Raw genomic sequence first — 21,970 nt, 5'->3', positions numbered from 1 at the left:
CATTGGATTTAATATCGATATCGATTACACTGTATTCGTAGATATTTTTGATTTTTTAAGCTTCTTTTTGCAAAGTTTAATGCAAACTAAGAAGTTGGACGATTTTTGCTTAATTTTAAAAAGTAGTTTAAAATTGTCAAATATGAAGTTAGTCATTAAACTTTTTTTATTCTGTTTGATTGTTAGTTCCTGCAATACGCCAAGAACGACTTTTGATTATGATGCGCAAACAAGTTTCGAGGAGTATAAAACGTATCAGTTATTCCCAGATTTTAAAACTGACATGAGTCAGCTTGATGAAAAAAGGATTATCAATAGTATCGATCATTTTACGCGTCAGGGAGGTTTAGCCTTAGCTGAAGAGAACCCAGATTTATATATCAATGTTTATACTGAGAAATTTCAGGAGCAAAGTAATAACACACTGGGAGTTGGCGTAGGTAGCGGCGGTGGAAATGTTGGAGTAGGGGTTTCTGGAGGAATTCCACTTGGTGGTCCAAAAGATTATGTTCGGTTTATAATCGATTTTATTGACGTCGAAAAAGATGCTTTAGTTTGGAAAGCCGAAGTTGAGGTAAAGTTCAATTATAATGCAAATCCAGATCAGCGCCAGGCTTTATTCGATAAAGTTTTTGCAAAAGCCTTAGCAGCTTATCCGCCCAAAAAGTGATTAAAGTCTTTTAAAAGAAACTTTTGAAAATTAACCAGTAGTTTTTTTTAAAGGGTATATTTCATCTTTTTACTGTCTCTCAAATACATTTCTAATATTAATTAGAGATCATTGCTAAATCACCTTCTATAATATTTGTTCGATTATTTCGGTATTTAAAATAAGTCTCGGTTCTTTTGTTATGCTAAAATTGAGCTTGAAAATTTTGATAATAGTGATGGCTGTAAATTAATTAGATAAGCCTGATTTAGTAAGTATCAACAGTAATATTTCTATAATAAAAAAGCTCCGGATATACCGGAGCTTCTTAGTTTTATGAAGTTAATTTTAATTATTCTTCAACAACTTCCATAGTAGTAAAGGTAATTACACTTCTACGGTTTTTAGCATATTCTTCTTCAGAACATCCTTTTGCTTCAGTACAATCATTTACTGGTTGTGATTCTCCATAACCTTTAGTTGTTATGTTCTCAGAAGCAATACCATTATTTACTAAATATTCCTTAGTAGAATCAGCTCTTCGCTGAGAAAGTTTAAGGTTGTATTCGTCAGATCCTCTAGCATCGGCATGAGAAGCTATTCTAATATTTGTAGCTTTACTATCTTTAAGAATATCTACTACTTTATCTAGTACTTCTTGATATTCAGGAGTTACTTCAGATTTATCAAACTCGAAGTAAATTCTATTTTCATGCGGAATATCAATTTGTCTGGTTTTCTTAACATACTTAGTTCTTGTGAAAGAATATAAGTTGTCGTTACCGCCTCTATTAGAAGTTAAGTATCCTTTTTTCTCTCCTTCATTGATAATGAAAGCAAAATCATCGTAAGCACTGTTAATAGAGCTACCAAGGTTTTCAGCTTCTGTAAAATCACCTTCAGATTTATAAACGTCTAAGTTTCCAAATCCTATGTGACCATCTGAAGCGAAGTAAAGAACATTGTCTTCACTAATAAAAGGAAACTGTTCTCTATGCTCAGTGTTTATTCCAGGTCCTAGGTTTTCTGGAGTACCATAAGTTCCGTCATCATTTACAGAAACTTTATAAAGGTCAAAACCTCCTTGTCCACCTGGCATATCACTAGCAAAGTAAAGTGTAGATCCATCAGGACTTAAAGCTGGGTGCTCTGTAGAGAACTCTTCGCTAGTAAAAGGAAGTGCTTCAATATTTGTCCATTGATCGTCAATTAATTCAGCTTTGTAAATTCTAATGTTAGCAACTCTAAGACCTTCTTCAGTTTTAAAACGCTTTTCATTAGTTCTGTCGAAATACATAACTGTACCATCTTCGCTAAATACAGCAGAGCTTTCGTGCTCATCTGTATTAATTGCATCAGAGAAAAGTACTACGTTGCTAATCTCACCTTCTTCAGAAATCTCACCTGTATATAAATCCAATGCAGGTTTTTTGTTCCAAGGGTAGATAGGACGAGCAGTATTTCTTGTTGAAGCAAATGCGATTTTATTTTCTCCAAAATATGAGATTCCAAAATCTGAAGATGCAGCATTATCTGCAGCTAACATTTTAGGCTCATAGATATAAAGATTACTAGAATCTACAATGCTTTCTTCGAATTCTTTCATATCTACATCTTTATCGTAGTAAGATGCGAAATACTTATCTGCTTCGTCGTTCTTATTTGTCGCACGAAGTGAGTGTGCATATCTGAATTCGTATTCAGGCGCTATCTCTTCATGTCTTTCAAATAAAGTTGAGTACACTCCAGCTGCATTTTGCATCTGATTTGTGTAGAAGTAAGCATCTCCAAGATTTTGAAGAACTTCCTGGTTCTTTTCTGATACTCCTTCGTAGGTCGAAGCAGCATCTATGTAAGCTCGCTGTGCGAAAAGCTTGTCGGCTTTCCTGATTTCAGACCTTTGTCCGAAAGCTGCGATGCTTACAAGAAATATTAATAATGTACTATAAATGTTTTTCATATTAATCTTTTTTAGAAGAATCTAGGAGACTTGTCGTATCCTTTGTTTAAACCGAATAAATCTATATCAAACAATACCATGATTTCATGAGTACCGTCGTTGTAGTTTCCAAAATTCGTAGTAGTATAATCATAAGCATATCCTACACGAAGTTGTGGCGTGATCTTGAAGTTTACTAATCCTGTAACAGATTCGTCGAATCTATAACCTAGACCAGCTTCTAAACGATTGTATAAAAGAACATTTGCAGTTACATCAACAGATAGTGGAGAGTTTTTTACTCCTCTAGCCATAAATGCAGGTTTCAATTTTACATTTTGGCTAAGATCAAAAACATATCCACCAGTAATGTAATAGTGAATTTCTTCTTCTCCTATTCCACTTATACCTTGCTCATTTTCGATATGCTTAGCGGTAAATAGGTTAGGTGCAGATACACCTAAATAATAATTATCGCTAAACCAAAAAGCACCTGCACCAAATACTGGGAAAGTCTCATTATAGTTTTGAAAAGCTAAATCGTTTGGATCTGGAAGAACAATACCTGTAGTGTTAGAATCGAAAGTGGTTAAACCAGCCTTAGCACCAAGGGATAACTTACTGTTATTTGTTAATGGTAATACATAAGCAAAATCTGCAGTAATATTATTCTCTTTAATCCAATCTCCAACTTCGTCGTGAACTACGGTTAAACCAACCTCAATTCTTTCGCTTATTGGAGTGTGGGCGAAGAAGTTGGCGGTGCGAGGTGCACCGTCAACATTTACCCACTGAGCTCTATAGATCCCACCAAGGTTTAACATCCCTGGATCGTCTGTAGCATATGCCGGGTTCACAACACTCATATTATACATGTATTGTGTGAACACAGGATCCTGCTGAGACATACCCTTTATAGAAAAAAGGATAATGCCTGTAAATATTAGATATTTTGTGATTATATTTTTCATTGCTTTCTAATTTATCCTGATTATCTGCTTAAGTATATTTTGCCTTGTTTAGCAGGAGTTGATCCGTCATTGAATTCAATCACATAGAAGTATACACCATTTGGTAAAATGTCATCTCCGATTGAAGATTCGCTTGATGTACCGTCCCATGGTTGAGTTGATGAATTTCCTTTATAAACCATTCTTCCCCATCTATTGTAAATCTCAACTTCATAATTTGGATAGTCAAGTTCTAAATATTGAAGATCAAAAGTGTCGTTAAGCTGATCACCATTTGGAGAAATACCTTCTTGGAATGGAGTCTCACAATCTCCGAAATCAACTACATAAGTTGCTCTAGTAGAACTTTCACAGCCTGTTGCATTGTTTGATGCACTAGCATAGTAAGTTGTTCCGTCAACTAAAACAGTATTATTGCTAAGTGCATTATCACTGTCGGCAGAATCATACCAAGTAATTACATTATCGCTATTTATAGCTTCAGTTATATCTTGAAGTGTAGTTCTGTTAAATCGATCGTCATACTCACATATTTCAATAGCCGGAATAGTTGGTGCTTGTGGATCCTCAACGGTTACGTTAATAGCAACTCTTTCAGATTCACATCCAGAAGCATTGGTTTGAGTAGCGTAATAGGTTCCCGAAGTTAAAACTTCAGTAGCGTCTAACGCATCTTCAGTAGTCTCATCGGCATAATATGCTACATTGGTTCCTGGAACATTAATGTCCCCAACAGTTGCGCCGTCAATAGCACAGAAACTTAAATCTGTAGCGTTAGGGGTAGGTGCATCAGGAACTTCATTAACTGTAATTGTTAATGTAGAAGCATCTGTTCCACAATTGTTTGTTACTGTGTAAGTGAATACGTAAGTACCTGTTGTGCTAATGTCGAAGTTAGAATCATCACGATCGTTTCCGTCAAGTGAGAAAACTCCATTATCATCTGCTCCATTTAGGAATATACTTAGGTCTATCGGAGTGTCAGCTACACAAACATTTTCGGTAGCATCATCACCTGCATTAGCAGTAGCATTTACAGTAATTGTGAAAGTAGCTGAATCAGAAGTTCCAGCATTCACACAAGTGTCATTTTCATCAACAGTGTAGGTTACGGTATAAGTTCCAGCTGTAGTCGCCATGAACATTCCTTGAGTAACCCCATCTCCATTGAATTCGCCAGAAGTGATTGCATTGTCAGAAAGGTAAGCTATAAGATCAATAGATTCATTAACACAAGCATCAAAAGCCATATCCTCACCAGCATTTGCATCAGCAGGGTTGTTTACAGTAATTGTGAAAGTAGCTGAATCAGAAGTTCCAGCATTCACACAAGTGTCATTTTCATCAACAGTGTAGGTTACGGTATAAGTTCCAGCTGTAGTCGCCATGAACATTCCCTGAGTAACCCCATCTCCATTGAATTCACCAGAAGTGATTGCATTGTCAGAAAGGTAAGCTATAAGATCAATAGATTCATTAACACAAGCATCAAAAGCCATATCCTCACCAGCATTTGCATCAGCAGGGTTGTTTACAGTAATTGTGAAAGTAGCTGAATCAGAAGTTCCAGCATTCACACAAGTGTCATTTTCATCAACAGTGTAGGTTACGGTATAAGTTCCAGCTGTAGTCGCCATGAACATTCCCTGAGTAACCCCATCTCCAGTGAATTCACCAGAAGTGATTGCATTGTCAGAAAGGTAAGCTACAAGATCAATAGATTCATTAACACAAGCATCAAAAGCCATATCCTCACCAGCATTTGCATCAGCAGGGTTGTTTACAGTAATTGTGAAAGTAGCTGAATCAGAAGTTCCAGCATTCACACAAGTGTCATTTTCATCAACAGTGTAGGTTACGGTATAAGTTCCAGCTGTAGTCGCCATGAACATTCCCTGAGTAACCCCATCTCCAGTGAATTCACCAGAAGTGATTGCATTGTCAGAAAGGTAAGCTATAAGATCAATAGATTCATTAACACAAGCATCAAAAGCCATATCCTCACCAGCATTTGCATCAGCAGGGTTGTTTACAGTAATTGTGAAAGTAGCTGAATCAGAAGTTCCAGCATTCACACAAGTGTCATTTTCATCAACAGTGTAGGTTACGGTATAAGTTCCAGCTGTAGTCGCCATGAACATTCCTTGAGTAACTCCATCTCCAGTGAATTCACCAGAAGTGATTGCATTGTCAGAAAGGTAAGCTACAAGATCAATAGATTCATTAACACAAGCATCAAAAGCCATATCCTCACCAGCATTTGCATCAGCAGGGTTGTTTACAGTAATTGTGAAAGTAGCTGAATCAGAAGTTCCAGCATTCACACAAGTGTCATTTTCATCAACAGTGTAGGTTACGGTATAAGTTCCAGCTGTAGTCGCCATGAACATTCCCTGAGTAACCCCATCTCCAGTGAATTCACCAGAAGTGATTGCATTGTCAGAAAGGTAAGCTATAAGATCAATAGATTCATTAACACAAGCATCAAAAGCCATATCCTCACCAGCATTTGCATCAGCAGGGTTGTTTACAGTAATTGTGAAAGTAGCTGAATCAGAAGTTCCAGCATTCACACAAGTATCATTTTCATCAACAGTGTAGGTTACGGTATAAGTTCCAGCTGTAGTCGCCATGAACATTCCCTGAGTAACTCCATCTCCAGTGAATTCACCAGAAGTGATTGCATTGTCAGAAAGGTAAGCTACAAGATCAATAGATTCATTAACACAAGCATCAAAAGCCATATCCTCACCAGCATTTGCATCAGCAGGGTTGTTTACAGTAATTGTGAAAGTAGCTGAATCAGATCCATTAGTAACACAACTATTAGTACTATTTACAGTGTAAGTGATCGTGTAATCACCTGCTGTAGTTGCAGAGAACTGTGTCCCCGATACACCGTTACCTGAAAAAGTACCGGTAGTAAGTGCATCACTACTTAGGTAATCGGTAAGTTCAATAGTTTCATTGATACAAACGTCAAAAGAAGCGTCGTCTCCAGCTTCAGGTGATACTGCAGGAGTTATAGTTACTTCAAATTCAGTATCGTCAGATACACAAGAACCATTAGTTTCCACAGCATAATAAGTTCCTGTTGTTAATGCAGTAGCGGGAGCTAGTTCTGTGGTTAAAGAAGCATCATCATAAATAGAAATGCTATCACCAGTGCCTAGATCGGCAACAGTTGCATTATCAGTTTCACAGAAAGTTTGATTAGCAATAATTGGAGCATCCGGAACTTCAGAAATTGCTACTTCAAATTCACTGGCTTCAGAAGTACAAGGTCCATCGCTGGCAACTGCAAAATAAGTTCCGTCTACTAAAGTTGTTGAAGGTGCAAGCTCATTTGATAAGCTGGCATCATCGTAAATAGCTATATTAGCATCGGTACCTAAATCAGCAACAGTTGCATTTTCAGTTTCACAAAACTCTTGATCTCCTATAACTGGAGCGTCTGGTTGCGCAGTAAGCGTAATTGTGAAAGTAGCTTCATCAGTAGTACAATCATCAGCTACACTATAAGTAACTGAATACTCCCCAGCAGTATAGTTCGCTGGATCAAATTGACCATTAAGATCTGTTCCGTCTAAAGTAAATGCACCATCTGTATCAGCATTTCCAGAAAGAAGAGTGAATAAATCTAGAGCTGAGTCATTTGAGCATACCACAGTACTAGCGTCATCACCAGCATTTACCGGTTCAAAAACGGTAACTGTAACTTCAAATCTCTCTTCACTTTCTGTAGGAGGAAGAGGGGAGTCTACATTGTTGATTATCTGAGTAGCGTAATAAGTTTCTCCATCAACTAATATGACATCATCACCCAAAGCTGGATTAGATGTAGCAGTACTATACCAACGAATTGCCTGAGTGTTTTCGCTTGTACCTTGTGCTACAAGGTCTGCAACCGTTGCTTCAGGACAAAAAGTTTGCTGAGCTTCTCCTGTTGGAGCTTCAGCAACTATCGGGTCGTATCGAATCGCTAATCTTTCAGAAGGACAAGTACTTCCTGTTTGCCCTACCCAATATGAGTTTTCAGCAATTAATGTTGTGTTTCCTGGAAGTGTATTAGTATCATATTGATCTGCAAATACAACTAAATTCATTCCTGGGTTATCATCTACTAAAGTAGTGATTAAATCATCTACATCGAAAGAATCTGAAGAAGATCCAAGAGTAGGGGAAAATGTAGTTCCGTATCCAGAAACTGGAGCCGGAGCTGAATTTACAGTTATATTTACAGCAATTCTTGTACTACAATCTCCATCTGCATTACCTATATAGTAAGTTGCTGCATTTTCAAGAAGCTCGTCACTAGGAATAGGATTCGTAGATGTTTCAGTTCTGTAAACTGTTGTTCCATCAGTTTCTATTTCTCCTACAGTCTGTAGGTAACAGAAAGTCTGATTCTGGTCGGTATTTGCCGCTGTTGGACAACCTTGCTGGCCGTACATAGACAATCCTCCCATAAATAATACAAAGGATAATAGGAACAATTTGGTTCCCCTAATCCTCAAAGTAAAATTTCGCATAGGCTAGGTGTTAAATTCGAATAATAATAATTAATAAATACAATATTTATAGCACAAATATTGTAATAATTTTTAACATGTGTATATAAAAAATGCGTGGATTTAGTAATTATTAGTATTTTTCCCCATATTAGGCAATAACTGTTAAAGCTATTTGGAAATGAAATCTTAAATTTATTATAAGTAATCTTAAAAAATTAACGTTTGGAGGTAAAATCTGTCTTAGGAATGCTGTTTTTTTTTATTTTATGTTGGAAAAGTAATGCGCAATCGAGCGAGGAATTACGCACAGCGAAAAAAATTATACAAAATTATGAACTTGATAAGGCTGAAATTTTTATCGATCGAAATTTTGAGTTTACCGAAGCAGGTAAGCTATACTTAGGTAACATTGCTAGTCATCTAAAAGAGTGGGATAAGGCTATCGATTACTATAAAAGTTTAGTAGAGCTGGATCCCAATTCTGCCGAATATCATTTTAAGGTGGGCGGTGCAATGGGCATGAAAGCTATTGAGATTAATAAATTTCAAGCAGCCTTTTTAATACCTAAAGTTAAAGAGCACTTAGAAAAAGCAGTTTCTTTAGATCCTAATCACATAGAAAGCAAAAGAGCTTTGTCTGAATTATATTTACAACTTCCTTCTGTACTAGGAGGTAGTTTTGAAAAAGGATTAGCACAGGCGAAAAGCTTAAATAAGTTAAGTAAGCTTGACTATTGCATTGCTATGGCTTCAGTTTATAATTACAAAGACGAAAAACAAAAATCAGCGAAATATATAAAAGAAGGTATTAAAGCTTTAAAAGGGAAACCATCTTTAGTTTTGCGTAATTATCTCTATTTTGAGTTTGCTCAGGAAGGATTAAGGTATGGGATACCTAAATCTGGAATTGATTCTCTAATGGATAAATATATACAGGGATTTAATTATTTGGATCTCAAAACTCCTGCGGAAGCTTATTTAAAACTTGCTCAAATTTCAGAAAAGAAATCAGATAAGTCCACCGCGCTATACTATATTAATAAATCATTAGAAATAGACGGAAATTCCAAAACTGCCTTAGATTTAAAAGAAGATATTAAGGATATGTAAGCTAGAACTTCGTGTTTAAAAAAGCAATAATTACATTTGCTGAAAATTGTTTCAATGAAAATTCATTTTATAGCTATAGGAGGGAGCGCCATGCATGCTTTAGCTATAGTTCTTCTTAATAAAGGGTTTCAAATTTCAGGTAGTGATGATGCTATATTTGAGCCTTCAAAATCTTCACTTCAGCAAAACGGTATATTACCAAATGATTTTGGCTGGTTTCCGCAGAAGATTACAAAAGATTTAGATGCAGTAATTTTAGGAATGCACGCTAGAAAAGACAATCCAGAATTATTGAAAGCTCAGGAATTGGGCTTGAAAATTTATTCGTATCCTGAATTTATTTTTGAGCAATCTAAAACCAAAACTCGAGTGGTAATTGGTGGTTCGCATGGTAAGACCACAATCACAAGTATGATTTTGCATGTGATGCATTACCATGATCGCGAGGTAGATTATCTTGTAGGAGCACAACTAGAAGGACTAGATAATACCATAAAGCTAAACGACAATAATGATTTTATGGTTATTGAAGGAGACGAGTATTTATCTTCACCCATAGATCGTCGCCCAAAATTTCATTTGTACGAACCTAACATTGCTTTGCTAAGCGGTATTGCTTGGGACCATATCAATGTATTTCCTACTTATGAGAATTATTTGGAACAGTTTAGCATCTTTATAGATAAGATTGTAAACGGTGGCATTCTTGTTTATAATGAGGAGGATTTAGATCTAAAAACTATTGTTGAGAATAATACTAATCCTATAAGAAAACATCCTTATAAAACGCCAGAATATAACATTGAAGATGGGGAAACAGTTCTAATCACTCCGGAAGGTGATATGCCTCTAGAAATTTTTGGTAAACATAATTTAAACAATCTTGCAGGAGCAAAGTGGGTTTGCCAACATATGGGGATAGATGAAGAAGATTTTTATGAAGCCATTGCAACTTTTAAAGGAGCTTCAAAAAGACTTCAGAAAATTAAAGAATCTGGAGATTTTATCGCTTTTAAAGATTTTGCTCACAGCCCTTCAAAAGTTAGAGCCAGTGTAAATGCAGTAAAAGAGCAATTTCAAGATAAAAAAATCATTGCTTGCTTAGAATTGCATACGTTTAGTAGTTTAAATGAAAGTTTTATTGCTGAATATAAAAAATCCCTGGATGCAGCCGATACGGCAATTGTGTTTTATTCTTCTGAAGCTGTTGCGCACAAAAAATTAACAGCTATTTCAACTGAAGCTATAAAGTCTGCTTTCGATCGAAATGATTTAGTAGTAATTACTGAGACCTCAGAATTAGAAAATCATCTAAAAAAATCAAATTTCGATAATTCAGCTTTGCTTTTTATGAGCAGTGGAAATTATGGAGGTATCGATTTAGAACAGTTTGTTACTGAATTATAAAATTGGTTAAATTCTTTAATGCTTTTCTAATGTGTTGTATTTTAACTGAATGGAGGATCAATCAGAACATTTTAGTATTAAGAATTGGGCAATAGATGATAGGCCAAGAGAAAAATTGCTTAGAAAAGGGAAGCTATCTTTAAGTGATTCAGAATTGATTGCTATTTTAATTAGTTCTGGCAATCGTAAAGAAACCGCAGTAGAGCTTAGTAAGCGAATTTTGGCCTCAACACAGAATAATCTTAGTGAATTAGGAAAGCTAACGGTTAGCCAACTTTGTAAGTTTAGCGGAATTGGTGAGGCGAAAGCAATTACCATCATTGCAGCTTTAGAGCTTGGTCGAAGACGACGTTTAGAAAATGCCTTAGAAAGAACCAAGATTACCTCTAGTAGATCTGTTTTTGAACTAATGCAACCTGTTATTGGCGAGTTGCCACACGAAGAGTTTTGGATTATTTATTTAAATAATTCCAATAAAGTGATTGATAAATTGCAATTAAGTAAAGGCGGAATTACCGGTACTCTGGTGGATGTGCGACTCACACTTAAAAAAGCACTAGAGCTGGGTGCAGTTTCTATAATTCTGGCGCATAATCACCCCTCTGGAACATTAAAGCCTAGTACGGCTGATAAGAATTTAACGCAAAAATTAAAAACAGCATCAGAAAGTCTGGATATAAAAGTGCTTGATCACATAATTGTAACTGAAATGTCCTATTTTAGCTTTGCGGACGAAGCGATTCTTTAAAAATTCCCTAAATGCTACTGGTCTACACGCAAAAAGTTACTCCTAGAATTATCTATATTTTTAAGCATATATGTACAAATATGCTGGGGATAGAGATCAAATTTACCTCAAAAATAGAGGAATTTGTAGCGCATGATGGATTTAAAATGTCTTACGGAAAACAGCCGTTAGGGAACGAGTTTTTTATTCAGAATACAGATTTATTACTAGAACATGGTTTTGAAGAGTTGGAAATTAAGGTGCAGCCTTGGGGAAATACAGTTTGCTTTTTTCCGGTAAGTGACCATAGCAATTTGCCTTTCGATATATTTGCCGCCTCTTTTTATTTACTTACTAGATACGAAGAATATCTACCACATGTAAAAGATGAGGCTGGCCGGTTTCCGGTTTCAGAAAGTTTGGCCTATAAAGAAAGTTTTCTAAAAACACCTGTTGTAGATATTTGGGCGTACAAATTTAAAGAAGTTTTAAAAGAGAAATTTCCAGAGATGCTTTTTAATACAACCAATTTTAGAGCAGAGACTATTTTTGCTATAGAGCACGGTTTTGTTTTTAGTAATAAGGGAGTTATTAGGAGCATGGTTGGATGGGGCAATGATTTGGTAAAATTGCATTTTCATCGATTTGTAGATCGTGTAAAATCTTGGATGAAAGTTAAAAGAGATCCATACGATATTTTTGATGAGTTGGTGCAGTTAGTAAAAAAACATTCTTTATCTACGATTTTTATGTTCAAGGTTGCAGATTTTACACTGTATGACAGGAATATAAACTACAACCGAATGCCTTATCGATCCAATATAAAATATGTGTCAGATTATGCTAAAATTGGATTGTTGTTAGGTCATTATTCTTCTCAGGTTATTAAAACATTGCGCGTAGAAAAGGTGCGATTAGAAAATATTATCCATTATCCTTTAGAAAATGTTTTAAATGCAAGTTACGATCTTGGCATCCCCGAGCATTTTAATACATTGGCAGAATTAGAATTTGAAAATGATTACTCTATGGGATACCCAGACGATTTGGGATTTAGAGCCGGGACGTGTTCTTCATTTTTATTTTACGATATTAATATGGAAATTACCAGTCCGCTGCAAATTCATCCTTATATCTTCAATTCTAATGTGGGTAAGAAATATTCTTCCGAAGAATTGAAAAAAGAAATTAGTAAAATTCATGAAAGGGTAAAAAGCGTAGGAGGAACCTTTAGGACGATTTTCAAGAATGAAGACTTTTCAGAATATTATAATAGCAATAGGTATTATTCACTATTAAAACAAATTCATGAAATTGAATAATATAGAGGATGTTTTTTTTGATTTAGACCATACGCTATGGGATTTTGATAAAAATTCTGCACTCACTTTCGAATATATTTTTAAGCTGAATAGCATTGAGATAGATCTATCAAAATTTTTGGAAGTATATGTTCCTGTCAATTTTAAATATTGGGAGAATTATCGCAAAAATTTAGTTTCTAAAGAGAAACTGCGCTATGGCAGGTTAAAAGATTCTTTTGAAGCCTTGTCTTACAATCTCTCTGATAAAGATATTGCCAAGTTATCTAATGATTATATTCTTTATCTTTCTGAATATAATCATCTTTTAGAGGGTGGCTTGGAAGCTTTGGATTATCTTTCTGATAAATATAAACTTCATATTATTACCAATGGATTTGATGAAGTGCAGCATAAAAAAATGAAGAATGCTAATATTCTTAATTACTTTGAAACAATAACAACCTCTGAAGAAGCTGGCGTTAAAAAGCCACATCCAACTATTTTTGAAATGTCGCTTAAAAAAGCCAAAGCTTTACCGGCAAAATCGGTAATGATAGGGGATAATTACGAAGCAGATATCGAAGGTGCTGCCGCCTTTGGATTACATACGATTTATTTTGATTATTACAATAAGTCGGTTTACAATAATGTTTTAGGTTTAAACAATTTAAAGAAGATTAATCAGTTTTTATAAAAAGTCATTAATAATTACTTTTTTATTTTTGAGCTGAAAATTAAAATAAAAAGACAATGAGAAAACTTTCGGTTTTATTTGCAATATTATTTACCGCTATTATCTATGGTCAAAAAAGCGTAGATGATTATAAATATGTGATTGTTCCAGAGAAATACGAATTTTCAAAAGAGAAAAATCAATATCAGGTTAATGCCCTTACAAAGTTTTTATTAGAGAAGTATGGATTTTCAACGGTGATGAAAAGCGCTGAAAAACCAGCTGAATTGCAAAATAATAATTGTTTAGCCTTAGAGGCAGATGTTCAAAATAATTCAGGTTTATTTGTGACCAAAATGGTGCTTCAATTAAAAGATTGCTACGGGAATGTGATTTATGAGTCTAAAGAGGGGAGAAGTAGAGAAAAAGAGTATAAAAGCGCTTACCATGAAGCCTTAAGAGATGCTTTTACATCTTTAGAAGATTTAGATTATTCATATAACGAGGACCCTATAGTAGAACAAGCTTCAAATAAACAGGTTGAAAAACAACCAAAAGCTGTTGCAGCTACTGAAGTTTCCAATGCTGTAGAAAATGAAGTAGAAGTGGTTGAAGAAAACGAAATGGATACTGAAGATTCTATTGTTGCAACTTCTTCAGAAAAGTTTTTTGTGAAAGATAATTCTGTTTATTTTCTTAAAGAGAATGAATCTGGATTTGGTTTTTATCAAAAAGGAATGTCAGAACCCTTTGCAATGCTTATAAAATCTGATGGTTCAGACAATTTTATCTACAATTCACTCACTAAACAAGGAATTGCTTATTTTGCTGAAGACGGAAGTATTGTTGTAGAGATTTTTGATCGCCAAAGCAATAAAACGGTAAAAACCGTTTATAAACTTCAGGATTAATAATTGTATTTTCCAGACCATCTTTTCCGAAGAAATTCGCGTTGAGAGTTTTCTCTAGGGTTATTGCCCGGCTCGTAAAGGATGGTGTTTTTTATCTCATCTGGTAAAAATTCTGCTTTTACAAAATTGCCTTCATAATTGTGGGCATATTTGTAGTTTTCCCCATATCCTAAATCTTTCATTAATTTAGTTGGTGCATTTCGAATATTAAGGGGTACAGAAAGATTTCCTGTTTGCTTTACTAAGCTCATAGCTTGATTTATGGCTTGATAAGAAGCATTACTTTTTGGTGAGGTCGCCAGGTAGGTTACACATTGGCTTAAAATAATTCTGGCTTCAGGATAACCAATAGTTGTTACCGCCTGGAAGGTGTTGTTGGCAATTACTAACGCTGTAGGATTTGCATTCCCTATATCTTCACTGGCAAGGATTAATAATCTTCTGGCGATAAATTTCACATCCTCGCCACCTTCAATCATTCTGGCGAGCCAATAAACAGCTCCGTTAGGATCACTACCTCTAATCGATTTTATAAATGCTGAAATGATATCATAATGCTGTTCGCCTGTTTTATCGTAGAGCACCGTGTTTTGTTGTACTTTTTCAAAAACCAGATCATTCGTAATTTCAGATCCTTCGTCGCTAGAATTAACTAAGAGTTCGAAAATGTTGAGTAATTTTCTCGCATCACCGCCACTTAATCGCAGCAAAGCTTCGGTTTCTTTAAGCTTTACGTTTTTCGAAGCTATAATTTTATCCTCTTTCATCGCTCTGTTAAGCAAAGCGATTAGATCTTCTTTAGAGAAAGGTTTGAGTACGTAAACCTGACATCTGGAAAGTAATGCTGAAATAACCTCAAAACTTGGGTTTTCTGTAGTTGCACCGATTAAAGTTACCCAGCCTTTTTCTACGGCACCAAGAAGCGAATCTTGCTGAGACTTACTGAAGCGATGAATTTCATCTATAAAAAGAATCGGACTTTTTGTCGTAAATAAACCATCACTTTTTTTTGCTTTCTGAATGACTTCGCGTACATCTTTTACACCACTACTTATCGCACTTAGGGTGAAGAATGGACGATCAGATTCATTAGCGATGATATTTGCTAATGTCGTCTTACCAACGCCGGGAGGCCCCCAAAAAATCATCGAAGGGATTATTCCTCTTTGTATTTGCTGTTTTAAAGCTCCTTTTTCTCCAATAAGGTGCGCCTGACTCAAATATTGCCCTAACGTCTTTGGTCGAAGTCTTTCTGCTAGTGGTTCACTCATATTGCAAATGTAAAAATTAGAATGACAAAATATCTACTATGTTGAATTGGTTATTTTTTTGTAGTATGCTATAAAATTAATTGAGATTGAGTAGCAAGGAAAATTTTCAATTCACACCGGGAGTTATTGGTTATCCCTTAGCTTTTGTGTTAATTATATGGATTGTATTTTGGGCTGAAGTGAGATTTGGTTTCAGTCTAAATCATTTGGGAGTCTTTCCCCGAACTCTTGTTGGGTTAAGAGGTGTGCTTTTTTCTCCATTTATCCATAGTGGAATAAAACATTTATTTAATAATACGATTCCGCTTTTAGTACTTTCTATGGCCTTATTTTATTTTTACCGAAGTATACGGTGGAAGGTTTTGGGCTACGGTTTTTTCTTAACTGGTATTGTTACGTGGTTAATAGCAAGGCCGGCTTTTCATATAGGCGCTAGCGGAATTATTTATCTATTAGCAAGTTTCTTGTTTTTCAAAGGAATATTTTCAAAACACTACAGGTTGGTTGCGCTATCCTTAATCGTTGTTTTTCTGTATGGCGGATTATTATGGTATGTAACACCAATTGATCCTGAAATTTCTTGGGAAGGTCATTTATCCGGCTTAATAGTAGGTTTGATCTTTGCGTTTACATTTAAAAAAGATATCGCAATTTCTCCGAAATATAGATGGGAGCAAGAAGATTATGATGAGGAAGAAGATGAATTTATGAAGCATTTTGATGAAGATGGAAATTTCATCGAAAAATTACCTGAAGATGAAACTGCTGATGAAGAAGATCAAATTCAGGTAAATTATATTTTTAAAAAAGCGGATAAAAAAGATTGAAATTTAAAATCGCTGTCTAACTACTTCATAAAGAAAAGCACCACACGCCACAGAAACATTCAAAGAAGCAATCTCTCCGTGCATTGGTAATTTAACCGAATGATCTACTGTTTTTAAAATTGAAGGCGTTACTCCTTTTGCTTCGTTACCCATAACTATTGCTGAAGGTTTTTTGAAATCGACATCATATAAATGCATTTCTGTTTTTTCGGTAGCAGCAATAACCTGTATTCCGCTAGATTGTAAATAGAAAACAGCGTCTTTAATATGGCTTACTTTGCAAATTGGAATTTTAAATACCGCACCAGCTGAAGTTTTAACGGTATCAGCGTTAATTGGAGCAGCTCCTTTTTCAGGAATAATTATCGCATCTACTCCGCAACACTCTGCAGTTCTTATAATCGCACCAAAATTACGCACATCGTTTACCTGGTCTAAAAGTAGAAAAAAAGGAGCTTCTTTTTTAGCTAATATGGGTTCTACAGTATCTTCTAAAGTTAGAAAATCGATTGGGCTTATCTTCGCAACAACACCCTGATGGTTCCCTTTGCTTAAATTATGTAATTTTTCCTGCGGAACGTAAGATATATTGTATTGTCCTTTAGCAAGGGTTCTTTTTAATTCTGAAAACAGATCTCCCGATAAACCTTTTTGAATAAAGATTTTATCGATAGTCTCTCCGCTTTCAATAGCCTCTATTACTGCCCTAATTCCAAATATTGTTGTAGCCTCTTTCATGTGGTAAAAGTAATAGAAGAATTTGAGAAATTTAAAGCTTGGGATAAATTATTTGCGGATTGTATTTAATATGATTTTTTTTATAGGAATAAGAGATTCTAAATAAGAAAGGGAATGCATTTTTTACATTCCCTTTCTTCTAATAAATACATATTATTCACCTGTTATTGGGTGAGGTTCATCCCACCAAACGTACGTAGAGAGATCGTCAGGACCTTGCTCATCAATAGCGGCATCATAATTTACAGTATTAGAGGAGGACCAATCCAAATCATAACCTTGTCTTACAGGTATATCTGTCCCAGTAAGTGGCTGAGCAGCCGGTGTTAATTGCGGATATCCTGTTCTTCTCCATTCAAACCAAGATTCCCAACCTTGCATATATAGTGCTTTCCATTTCTCATAGGCTATTTGTTGCATGGCGATTTTATCATCATTATTCAAACTTACAGAATCTATATAATCTGAAGCCCCACTTGCATTCCATTGGTCGAAAGAGGCTTGAATTGCATCTTCATAAAATTGATTTGCGTCTCCTGAAATCCATCCAAGTTTCACAGCTTCTGCATAAGAAAATAGAACTTGCGCATAGGTGTATATTATACCAGGGAAATCACCATCATATATGATCTCACTTTTGATAAATGAATAATTATCGGCTACTGCTTCAGATGTTGTTAAACCATAAGGCATTCCGACATATTTAGGATTATCGTCGGCAACAGAAGCATCTGTATATTCAGCATATTCATCAATTCTCGGATCTTCATCTTCTAATAGTGCATCTATAAAAGTATCACTTACAGCATAATCTTCTCTTGTTTGAAAAGCATCTTGCCAAGGACTATCGTTGTTATCATCTGTAAGAAATGGGTATTCAAGATTTTCATTGACGCTGCCTATTACACCAGCATTGATTGCTTCCTGAAATTTAGTTGCTGCATATCCACCAGCTTCTGGATAGACATTTGAAAGGCGAAGAGCCATGACCAGTTTCATAGTATTGCCAAACAATATCCATCTGTCCATATTTCCTTCAAACATCTGATCTCCTGTAGGTCCTTGCAATGATGGATCAATGAGTTGTAAGGACTCATCTATTTCTGTGAATAGATTATCATAAATTTGTTCTTGCGAATCAAATACGGGTGTGGTATTTTCAAGACCTTTCAATGCCTCTGAATATGGTAACATACCCCAGCGGTCTGTTAAATTTTGATAAATATAAGCGCGCAGTAGTTTCGCTACTGCTAATTGATTCACAGTTGCTCCGTAATTGGCCTGGCTTTCAATTGTCTCTTCATTAGAGTTCAATTCTATAATAAGATTTAAATTGTCTAGAGGATTGGTATAGTAAGTATCAATATCGTAATTTCTTGTGCCGTATCTTGAAGTTTCTGTATAAGTAATTTCTGAAATATGCTGTATCCAAAGTTCTGGAAGTTCATCGGTAACCAAATTACCAATGTATTTTTCGGCATAAGTGAGCAATCCATTACTTACAGGTTCAGATGTTGCATCTGGGTCTATATTAGTGTCTGCGAAATCTACTGTGTCACAGGATTGGATAATTAATCCTATTATACCTAAAAGGATTAGGGTTTTTCTAATTTTATATTTGTGGATCATAATTTTAAGTTTTTTTCTTTTAGAAAGAAATTTTTAAATTCATACCGAATGTTCTTTGGCTTGGGCTTTGTCCGCCTTCTTGCCATCTTAAATCTAAATCACTATCATCTTGATAGGATTCTAATTCAGATGGATCAATCCCATCAATGTCGGAATAAATTAGCCAAAGATTATTTGCATAAGCTCCAAGGTAAACTTCGTTGAAAGGCAGGTTTTCTAATGTAGATTTAGGAAATGTGTACCCTAATTTAAGCTGTCGCAATTTAACGTAGGACGCATCATAGATCCATTCTTCCGGGGCGCTAGTTAGATTTCCGAAATAGCTATGGGCATCTATATAGTAAGAAACAGGTTCTCCAGTTTCAGAATCTACACCTTCGACATATACACCTCCACTGCTTTCTCCAGCCTCATCGGCAATTATGTAAGTTCTAGGATTTCCGTCAATATCTAAGGGAGTTTCTCCATTTGAATTAACCAAACCACTTCTTATTTTATTATTTAAATTGTTATTGCCTACAGTCATATCACCTATACCCGAACCGGCATTGAATCTTCTTGAAACAGAATAGAAATCTCCACCTTTTTGGAAATCAATCGAAAAATTTAGACTAAAATTCTTATAGTATATATTATTAATCATACCTCCCGTAAAATCGGGTTGAATATTACCTATTTTTTCAATATTATTGGTGTATTGGCGAACACCCGCTGAATTATAAACATATTCACCATTATCACCTCGTAACCATCGATATCCGTAGATATTTCCGTAATCTTCTCCTTCTTTATTTAAAACATATCCTCCCCATGCTGAAGCAATTTCATTTGAAGTGGAGGTGCTACTAACTTTTTCTACTGTTTTTTTATATCCTGCAATGTTGAAAATTAAATCCCATGTTAAATCTTGTGATTTAATTGGAGTTGCTGTGAACCCAAGCTCCCAACCATTAGTTTTATTAAAGGCTTCATTACCATAAGTTGCAGAATATCCGGATGCGCCATTTAGTGTAACTTGGGTAGGTAATTCTTTATCTTCTCTATGGTAGTAAGTAAAATCTAAGCCTAATCTGCTTTCTAAAAATCGAAATTCTAAACCTAACTCTTGTTCTTCTCGAACTCCACCTTTTAAATTTTGATTTGGTAATTGATTAGGGGTATAAGTAGATACTTTAGCTCCAGAAGAACCGTTGTAAGGATTTCCGATCGTATATGTTTGATTAAGTTGATAAATTTGAGGGAAGCTAGGAGCTTGAGCGAAGCCTGCTCTAAGCTTACCAAAAGTTACGAAATCATTGTCCAACAGTTCAGAGAAAATGAAACTTCCAGAAATCCCGTAAACATCCACACTGTTGTCTTCTACAGATGCAGTAGAACCCCATTCTTTTCGGTAGGAACCATCCAGGAATAAAATATCATCATAACCTACGGATGCTGTAATGAAGCCTGCATAATTTTTGATGTCTTCAGTGTCCCTTGTGTAATTTGGGTTGTCGACAGAAGTGTCAATACTATAAAAATTAGATATTTGAAGGCCACCAACGCTTTCCGCGTTTATATACTTGTAAGTTCTTTGGAACCACTGTCCGCCACCTGTAGCCACCACATCGAAATCACCAAAAGTTTTCTCGTAATTAATTTGAGTATAAAGTTCAGTAAAACCTCTTTGGGATGTGTATTCTCTATAAAATGGAAGTTCTAATCCATACCATGCATTTCTATCATCATAATTGAAAACAGTAGAAGTTCTTCGCAGGTCTACCATAGCTTTAATCTCATCATTAAAATCATAATCTAGCCCAATACTACCATAAACTGCATTTTTAGTTTCATGGTTTGTATTTTCATATACATCAAAATAAGGTGAATTCCAGTATAAGGGGGAAGGATCATTGGCGGATTTTAAATTCCAAGAATATATCTGACCGTTTTGACGATAATTTTTTAATCGGTCAATGTCAAGTTGTCTTTGCCACCATTGGTTGAAATTGGATGCGATGCTACCATAACCCTGAACTGGATTGTTAAAGGTTTTTCTATATTGGTAATTAAAATTTCCATTGAAGCTTAATTTGTCGGTTAAATTATACGATGTTTTCAATGAAATTGTTGATTGTTCTCTCTCAGAGTTAGGATAGATTAACTCTGTGTTGAGATTGTTAATTGTGGCTTTAATACTGTAATCTTCACCACCTTTCAAAAGAGTAGCAGTGATGTTGTTTGTGGTACCAGTTTCGTAGAAATCGCGAACATTATCAGGATTTGGAGACCACGCTCTAAGTTCTCCAAAAGTGTCAGATCCTTCTATCCAACTGTCCCAATGTCTAACCAAGGTGCCATCTAAGGCTGGCCCCCAAGACTCATCTGCAGCATAATTAGGTATTTTTTCACCATTTAATTCACTAAAGGTCTGCGAATATCCTCCGCCGTATTCATTTTGATACTCCGGCAGAAGGTAAAGGTTAGAGAATGAAAAAGCTTCATCGATGGTGATTTTCATTTGTCCATTTTTAGCAGATTTTGTTGTAATAATAACAGCGCCATTTCTCGCTTCAGTACCGTATAATGCGGTACCAGCAATACCTTTTAAGACAGATATATCTGCGATGTCTTCTACGTTTATATCTGAAGGGTCGTTGATTTTAATTCCATCAACAACAAACAAGACATCGGTTTCACCTCTTAGTCTAATTAAAGCATTATTAAATGATGAACTAGGAGAGCCAACAAGTTGCACCCCTGCAACTTTACCTGCTAAAGCACTGCTAATATCAGTGTCTTTAGCTTGTATTACGTTTTCACCAGTAATGGATTGTTGAGCGAATCCAAGACTTTTTTTATTTCTTTTTATTCCTAACGCTGTAACTACAACTTCGCTAAGTTGTGAGGCATCTTCTTGCAATGTAACATCTATTGTTGAAACATTAGCAACCGTATATTCTAAGGTTTTTAATCCTACAAAAGAGAAAACTAATATATCCCCTTCTGTTGCCTCAATGGAGTAGTTACCGTCGAAATCGGTTTGCACTCCATCGTTAGAGTCTTTTATCATTACGTTTACTCCCGGAAGTGGTAATCCGTCGGAATCCTTAACTGTACCAGAAATCATCTCTTGCTGAATCGCAAATGATAACTGGGAAATTAGCGTAAATAGAAACGCAAATAAAATTGTAATTTTTTTATTCATTTTTAAAATGTTTGGTTTAGCCGATTCAAAAATGATAATTAAAAGTTAATAATGCAACATATCTATAGGACTTAAAGTTAAAAAAATATGGTAATATTAGTGATTTGCGATTT

The 21,970-nt window shown here is 35.3% G+C and carries 15 protein-coding genes; 8 read left to right on the top strand and 7 right to left on the bottom strand.

What is annotated here, in order from left to right:
* Nucleotides 1-142: 142 nt before the first annotated feature.
* A complete protein-coding gene (locus PBT89_RS14325) occupies nucleotides 143-670 on the top strand; it encodes a DUF4136 domain-containing protein (RefSeq protein WP_270062454.1) in 528 nt (175 codons plus the stop codon).
* Between the two features lie 331 nt (nucleotides 671-1,001).
* On the opposite strand, the gene PBT89_RS14320 is transcribed toward PBT89_RS14325, so the two are convergent.
* From PBT89_RS14320 to PBT89_RS14310, 3 genes are read right to left on the bottom strand one after another with little or no spacing between them, the layout of a single operon-like run.
* On the bottom strand, nucleotides 1,002-2,609 hold the full coding sequence (locus PBT89_RS14320) for an OmpA family protein (protein ID WP_270062453.1): 1,608 nt from the start codon (nucleotides 2,607-2,609) through the stop codon (nucleotides 1,002-1,004).
* Nucleotides 2,610-2,620: 11 nt separating this feature from the next.
* Nucleotides 2,621-3,559, bottom strand: a complete 939-nt coding sequence (locus tag PBT89_RS14315) for a PorP/SprF family type IX secretion system membrane protein (protein WP_270062452.1) — start codon at nucleotides 3,557-3,559, stop codon at nucleotides 2,621-2,623.
* Nucleotides 3,560-3,579: 20 nt separating this feature from the next.
* Nucleotides 3,580-8,091 carry a gliding motility-associated C-terminal domain-containing protein gene (locus PBT89_RS14310; RefSeq protein ID WP_270062451.1) on the bottom strand — a complete coding sequence of 1,504 codons (4,512 nt, stop codon included), beginning with the start codon at nucleotides 8,089-8,091 and terminating at the stop codon, nucleotides 3,580-3,582.
* A gap of 204 nt (nucleotides 8,092-8,295) precedes the next feature.
* Here PBT89_RS14310 and PBT89_RS14305 point away from each other — a divergent pair, with 204 nt between their 5' ends.
* From PBT89_RS14305 to PBT89_RS14280, 6 genes are read left to right on the top strand one after another with little or no spacing between them, the layout of a single operon-like run.
* Nucleotides 8,296-9,183, top strand: a complete 888-nt coding sequence (locus tag PBT89_RS14305) for a tetratricopeptide repeat protein (RefSeq protein ID WP_270062450.1) — start codon at nucleotides 8,296-8,298, stop codon at nucleotides 9,181-9,183.
* Between the two features lie 54 nt (nucleotides 9,184-9,237).
* The gene (locus PBT89_RS14300) at nucleotides 9,238-10,590 is read left to right on the top strand and encodes a UDP-N-acetylmuramate--L-alanine ligase (protein ID WP_270062449.1); all 1,353 of its coding nucleotides are present in this window, start codon (nucleotides 9,238-9,240) and stop codon (nucleotides 10,588-10,590) included.
* Nucleotides 10,591-10,639: 49 nt separating this feature from the next.
* The gene (gene radC / locus PBT89_RS14295; protein WP_270062448.1) at nucleotides 10,640-11,338 is read left to right on the top strand and encodes a RadC family protein; all 699 of its coding nucleotides are present in this window, start codon (nucleotides 10,640-10,642) and stop codon (nucleotides 11,336-11,338) included.
* Nucleotides 11,339-11,349: 11 nt separating this feature from the next.
* Nucleotides 11,350-12,639 carry a polysaccharide deacetylase family protein gene (locus tag PBT89_RS14290; protein WP_270062447.1) on the top strand — a complete coding sequence of 430 codons (1,290 nt, stop codon included), beginning with the start codon at nucleotides 11,350-11,352 and terminating at the stop codon, nucleotides 12,637-12,639.
* Nucleotides 12,626-13,315 carry a YjjG family noncanonical pyrimidine nucleotidase gene (locus tag PBT89_RS14285; RefSeq protein WP_270062446.1) on the top strand — a complete coding sequence of 230 codons (690 nt, stop codon included), beginning with the start codon at nucleotides 12,626-12,628 and terminating at the stop codon, nucleotides 13,313-13,315. The genes PBT89_RS14290 and PBT89_RS14285 overlap by 14 nt, the downstream gene beginning before the upstream one ends.
* A gap of 56 nt (nucleotides 13,316-13,371) precedes the next feature.
* Entirely contained in the window at nucleotides 13,372-14,205 is an 834-nt protein-coding gene (locus PBT89_RS14280; RefSeq protein ID WP_270062445.1) for a hypothetical protein, read from the top strand.
* Here PBT89_RS14280 and PBT89_RS14275 read toward each other — a convergent pair.
* Nucleotides 14,202-15,476 (bottom strand): replication-associated recombination protein A, encoded by a 1,275-nt coding sequence (locus PBT89_RS14275; RefSeq protein ID WP_270062444.1) that lies wholly within the window; start codon nucleotides 15,474-15,476, stop codon nucleotides 14,202-14,204. The genes PBT89_RS14280 and PBT89_RS14275 overlap by 4 nt on opposite strands.
* Nucleotides 15,477-15,562: 86 nt before the next feature.
* Between PBT89_RS14275 and PBT89_RS14270 the strand changes: the two genes are divergently transcribed.
* Entirely contained in the window at nucleotides 15,563-16,303 is a 741-nt protein-coding gene (locus PBT89_RS14270; protein ID WP_270062443.1) for a rhomboid family intramembrane serine protease, read from the top strand.
* 3 nt (nucleotides 16,304-16,306) lie between these two features.
* Here the strand turns inward: PBT89_RS14270 and rlmB are convergent, their stop codons facing one another.
* From rlmB to PBT89_RS14255, 3 genes are all read right to left on the bottom strand, one after another.
* The gene (gene rlmB, locus PBT89_RS14265) at nucleotides 16,307-17,041 is read right to left on the bottom strand and encodes a 23S rRNA (guanosine(2251)-2'-O)-methyltransferase RlmB (protein ID WP_270062442.1); all 735 of its coding nucleotides are present in this window, start codon (nucleotides 17,039-17,041) and stop codon (nucleotides 16,307-16,309) included.
* Between the two features lie 153 nt (nucleotides 17,042-17,194).
* A complete protein-coding gene (locus tag PBT89_RS14260) occupies nucleotides 17,195-18,670 on the bottom strand; it encodes a SusD/RagB family nutrient-binding outer membrane lipoprotein (protein ID WP_270062441.1) in 1,476 nt (491 codons plus the stop codon).
* A gap of 19 nt (nucleotides 18,671-18,689) precedes the next feature.
* Complete coding sequence (locus PBT89_RS14255; RefSeq protein WP_270062440.1) at nucleotides 18,690-21,857, bottom strand: SusC/RagA family TonB-linked outer membrane protein; 3,168 nt, start codon at nucleotides 21,855-21,857, stop codon at nucleotides 18,690-18,692.
* Between the last annotated feature and the right edge of the window lie 113 nt (nucleotides 21,858-21,970).

This window comes from Zunongwangia sp. HRR-M8, assembly GCF_027594405.1.
Lineage (GTDB): Bacteria > Bacteroidota > Bacteroidia > Flavobacteriales > Flavobacteriaceae > Zunongwangia.
This window is presented reverse-complemented; position numbering and strand designations above follow the sequence as displayed.

Coding starts and splice junctions, on each gene's coding strand:
- PBT89_RS14285 (WP_270062446.1), top strand. CDS start 12,626: ATGAAATTGAATAATATAGAGGATGTTTTTTTTGATTTAGACCATACG.
- PBT89_RS14280 (WP_270062445.1), top strand. CDS start 13,372: ATGAGAAAACTTTCGGTTTTATTTGCAATATTATTTACCGCTATTATC.
- PBT89_RS14320 (WP_270062453.1), bottom strand. CDS start 2,609: ATGAAAAACATTTATAGTACATTATTAATATTTCTTGTAAGCATCGCA.
- PBT89_RS14315 (WP_270062452.1), bottom strand. CDS start 3,559: ATGAAAAATATAATCACAAAATATCTAATATTTACAGGCATTATCCTT.
- PBT89_RS14300 (WP_270062449.1), top strand. CDS start 9,238: ATGAAAATTCATTTTATAGCTATAGGAGGGAGCGCCATGCATGCTTTA.
- PBT89_RS14310 (WP_270062451.1), bottom strand. CDS start 8,091: ATGCGAAATTTTACTTTGAGGATTAGGGGAACCAAATTGTTCCTATTA.
- PBT89_RS14290 (WP_270062447.1), top strand. CDS start 11,350: ATGCTACTGGTCTACACGCAAAAAGTTACTCCTAGAATTATCTATATT.
- rlmB (WP_270062442.1), bottom strand. CDS start 17,041: ATGAAAGAGGCTACAACAATATTTGGAATTAGGGCAGTAATAGAGGCT.
- PBT89_RS14255 (WP_270062440.1), bottom strand. CDS start 21,857: ATGAATAAAAAAATTACAATTTTATTTGCGTTTCTATTTACGCTAATT.
- PBT89_RS14260 (WP_270062441.1), bottom strand. CDS start 18,670: ATGATCCACAAATATAAAATTAGAAAAACCCTAATCCTTTTAGGTATA.
- PBT89_RS14275 (WP_270062444.1), bottom strand. CDS start 15,476: ATGAGTGAACCACTAGCAGAAAGACTTCGACCAAAGACGTTAGGGCAA.
- PBT89_RS14325 (WP_270062454.1), top strand. CDS start 143: ATGAAGTTAGTCATTAAACTTTTTTTATTCTGTTTGATTGTTAGTTCC.
- radC (WP_270062448.1), top strand. CDS start 10,640: ATGGAGGATCAATCAGAACATTTTAGTATTAAGAATTGGGCAATAGAT.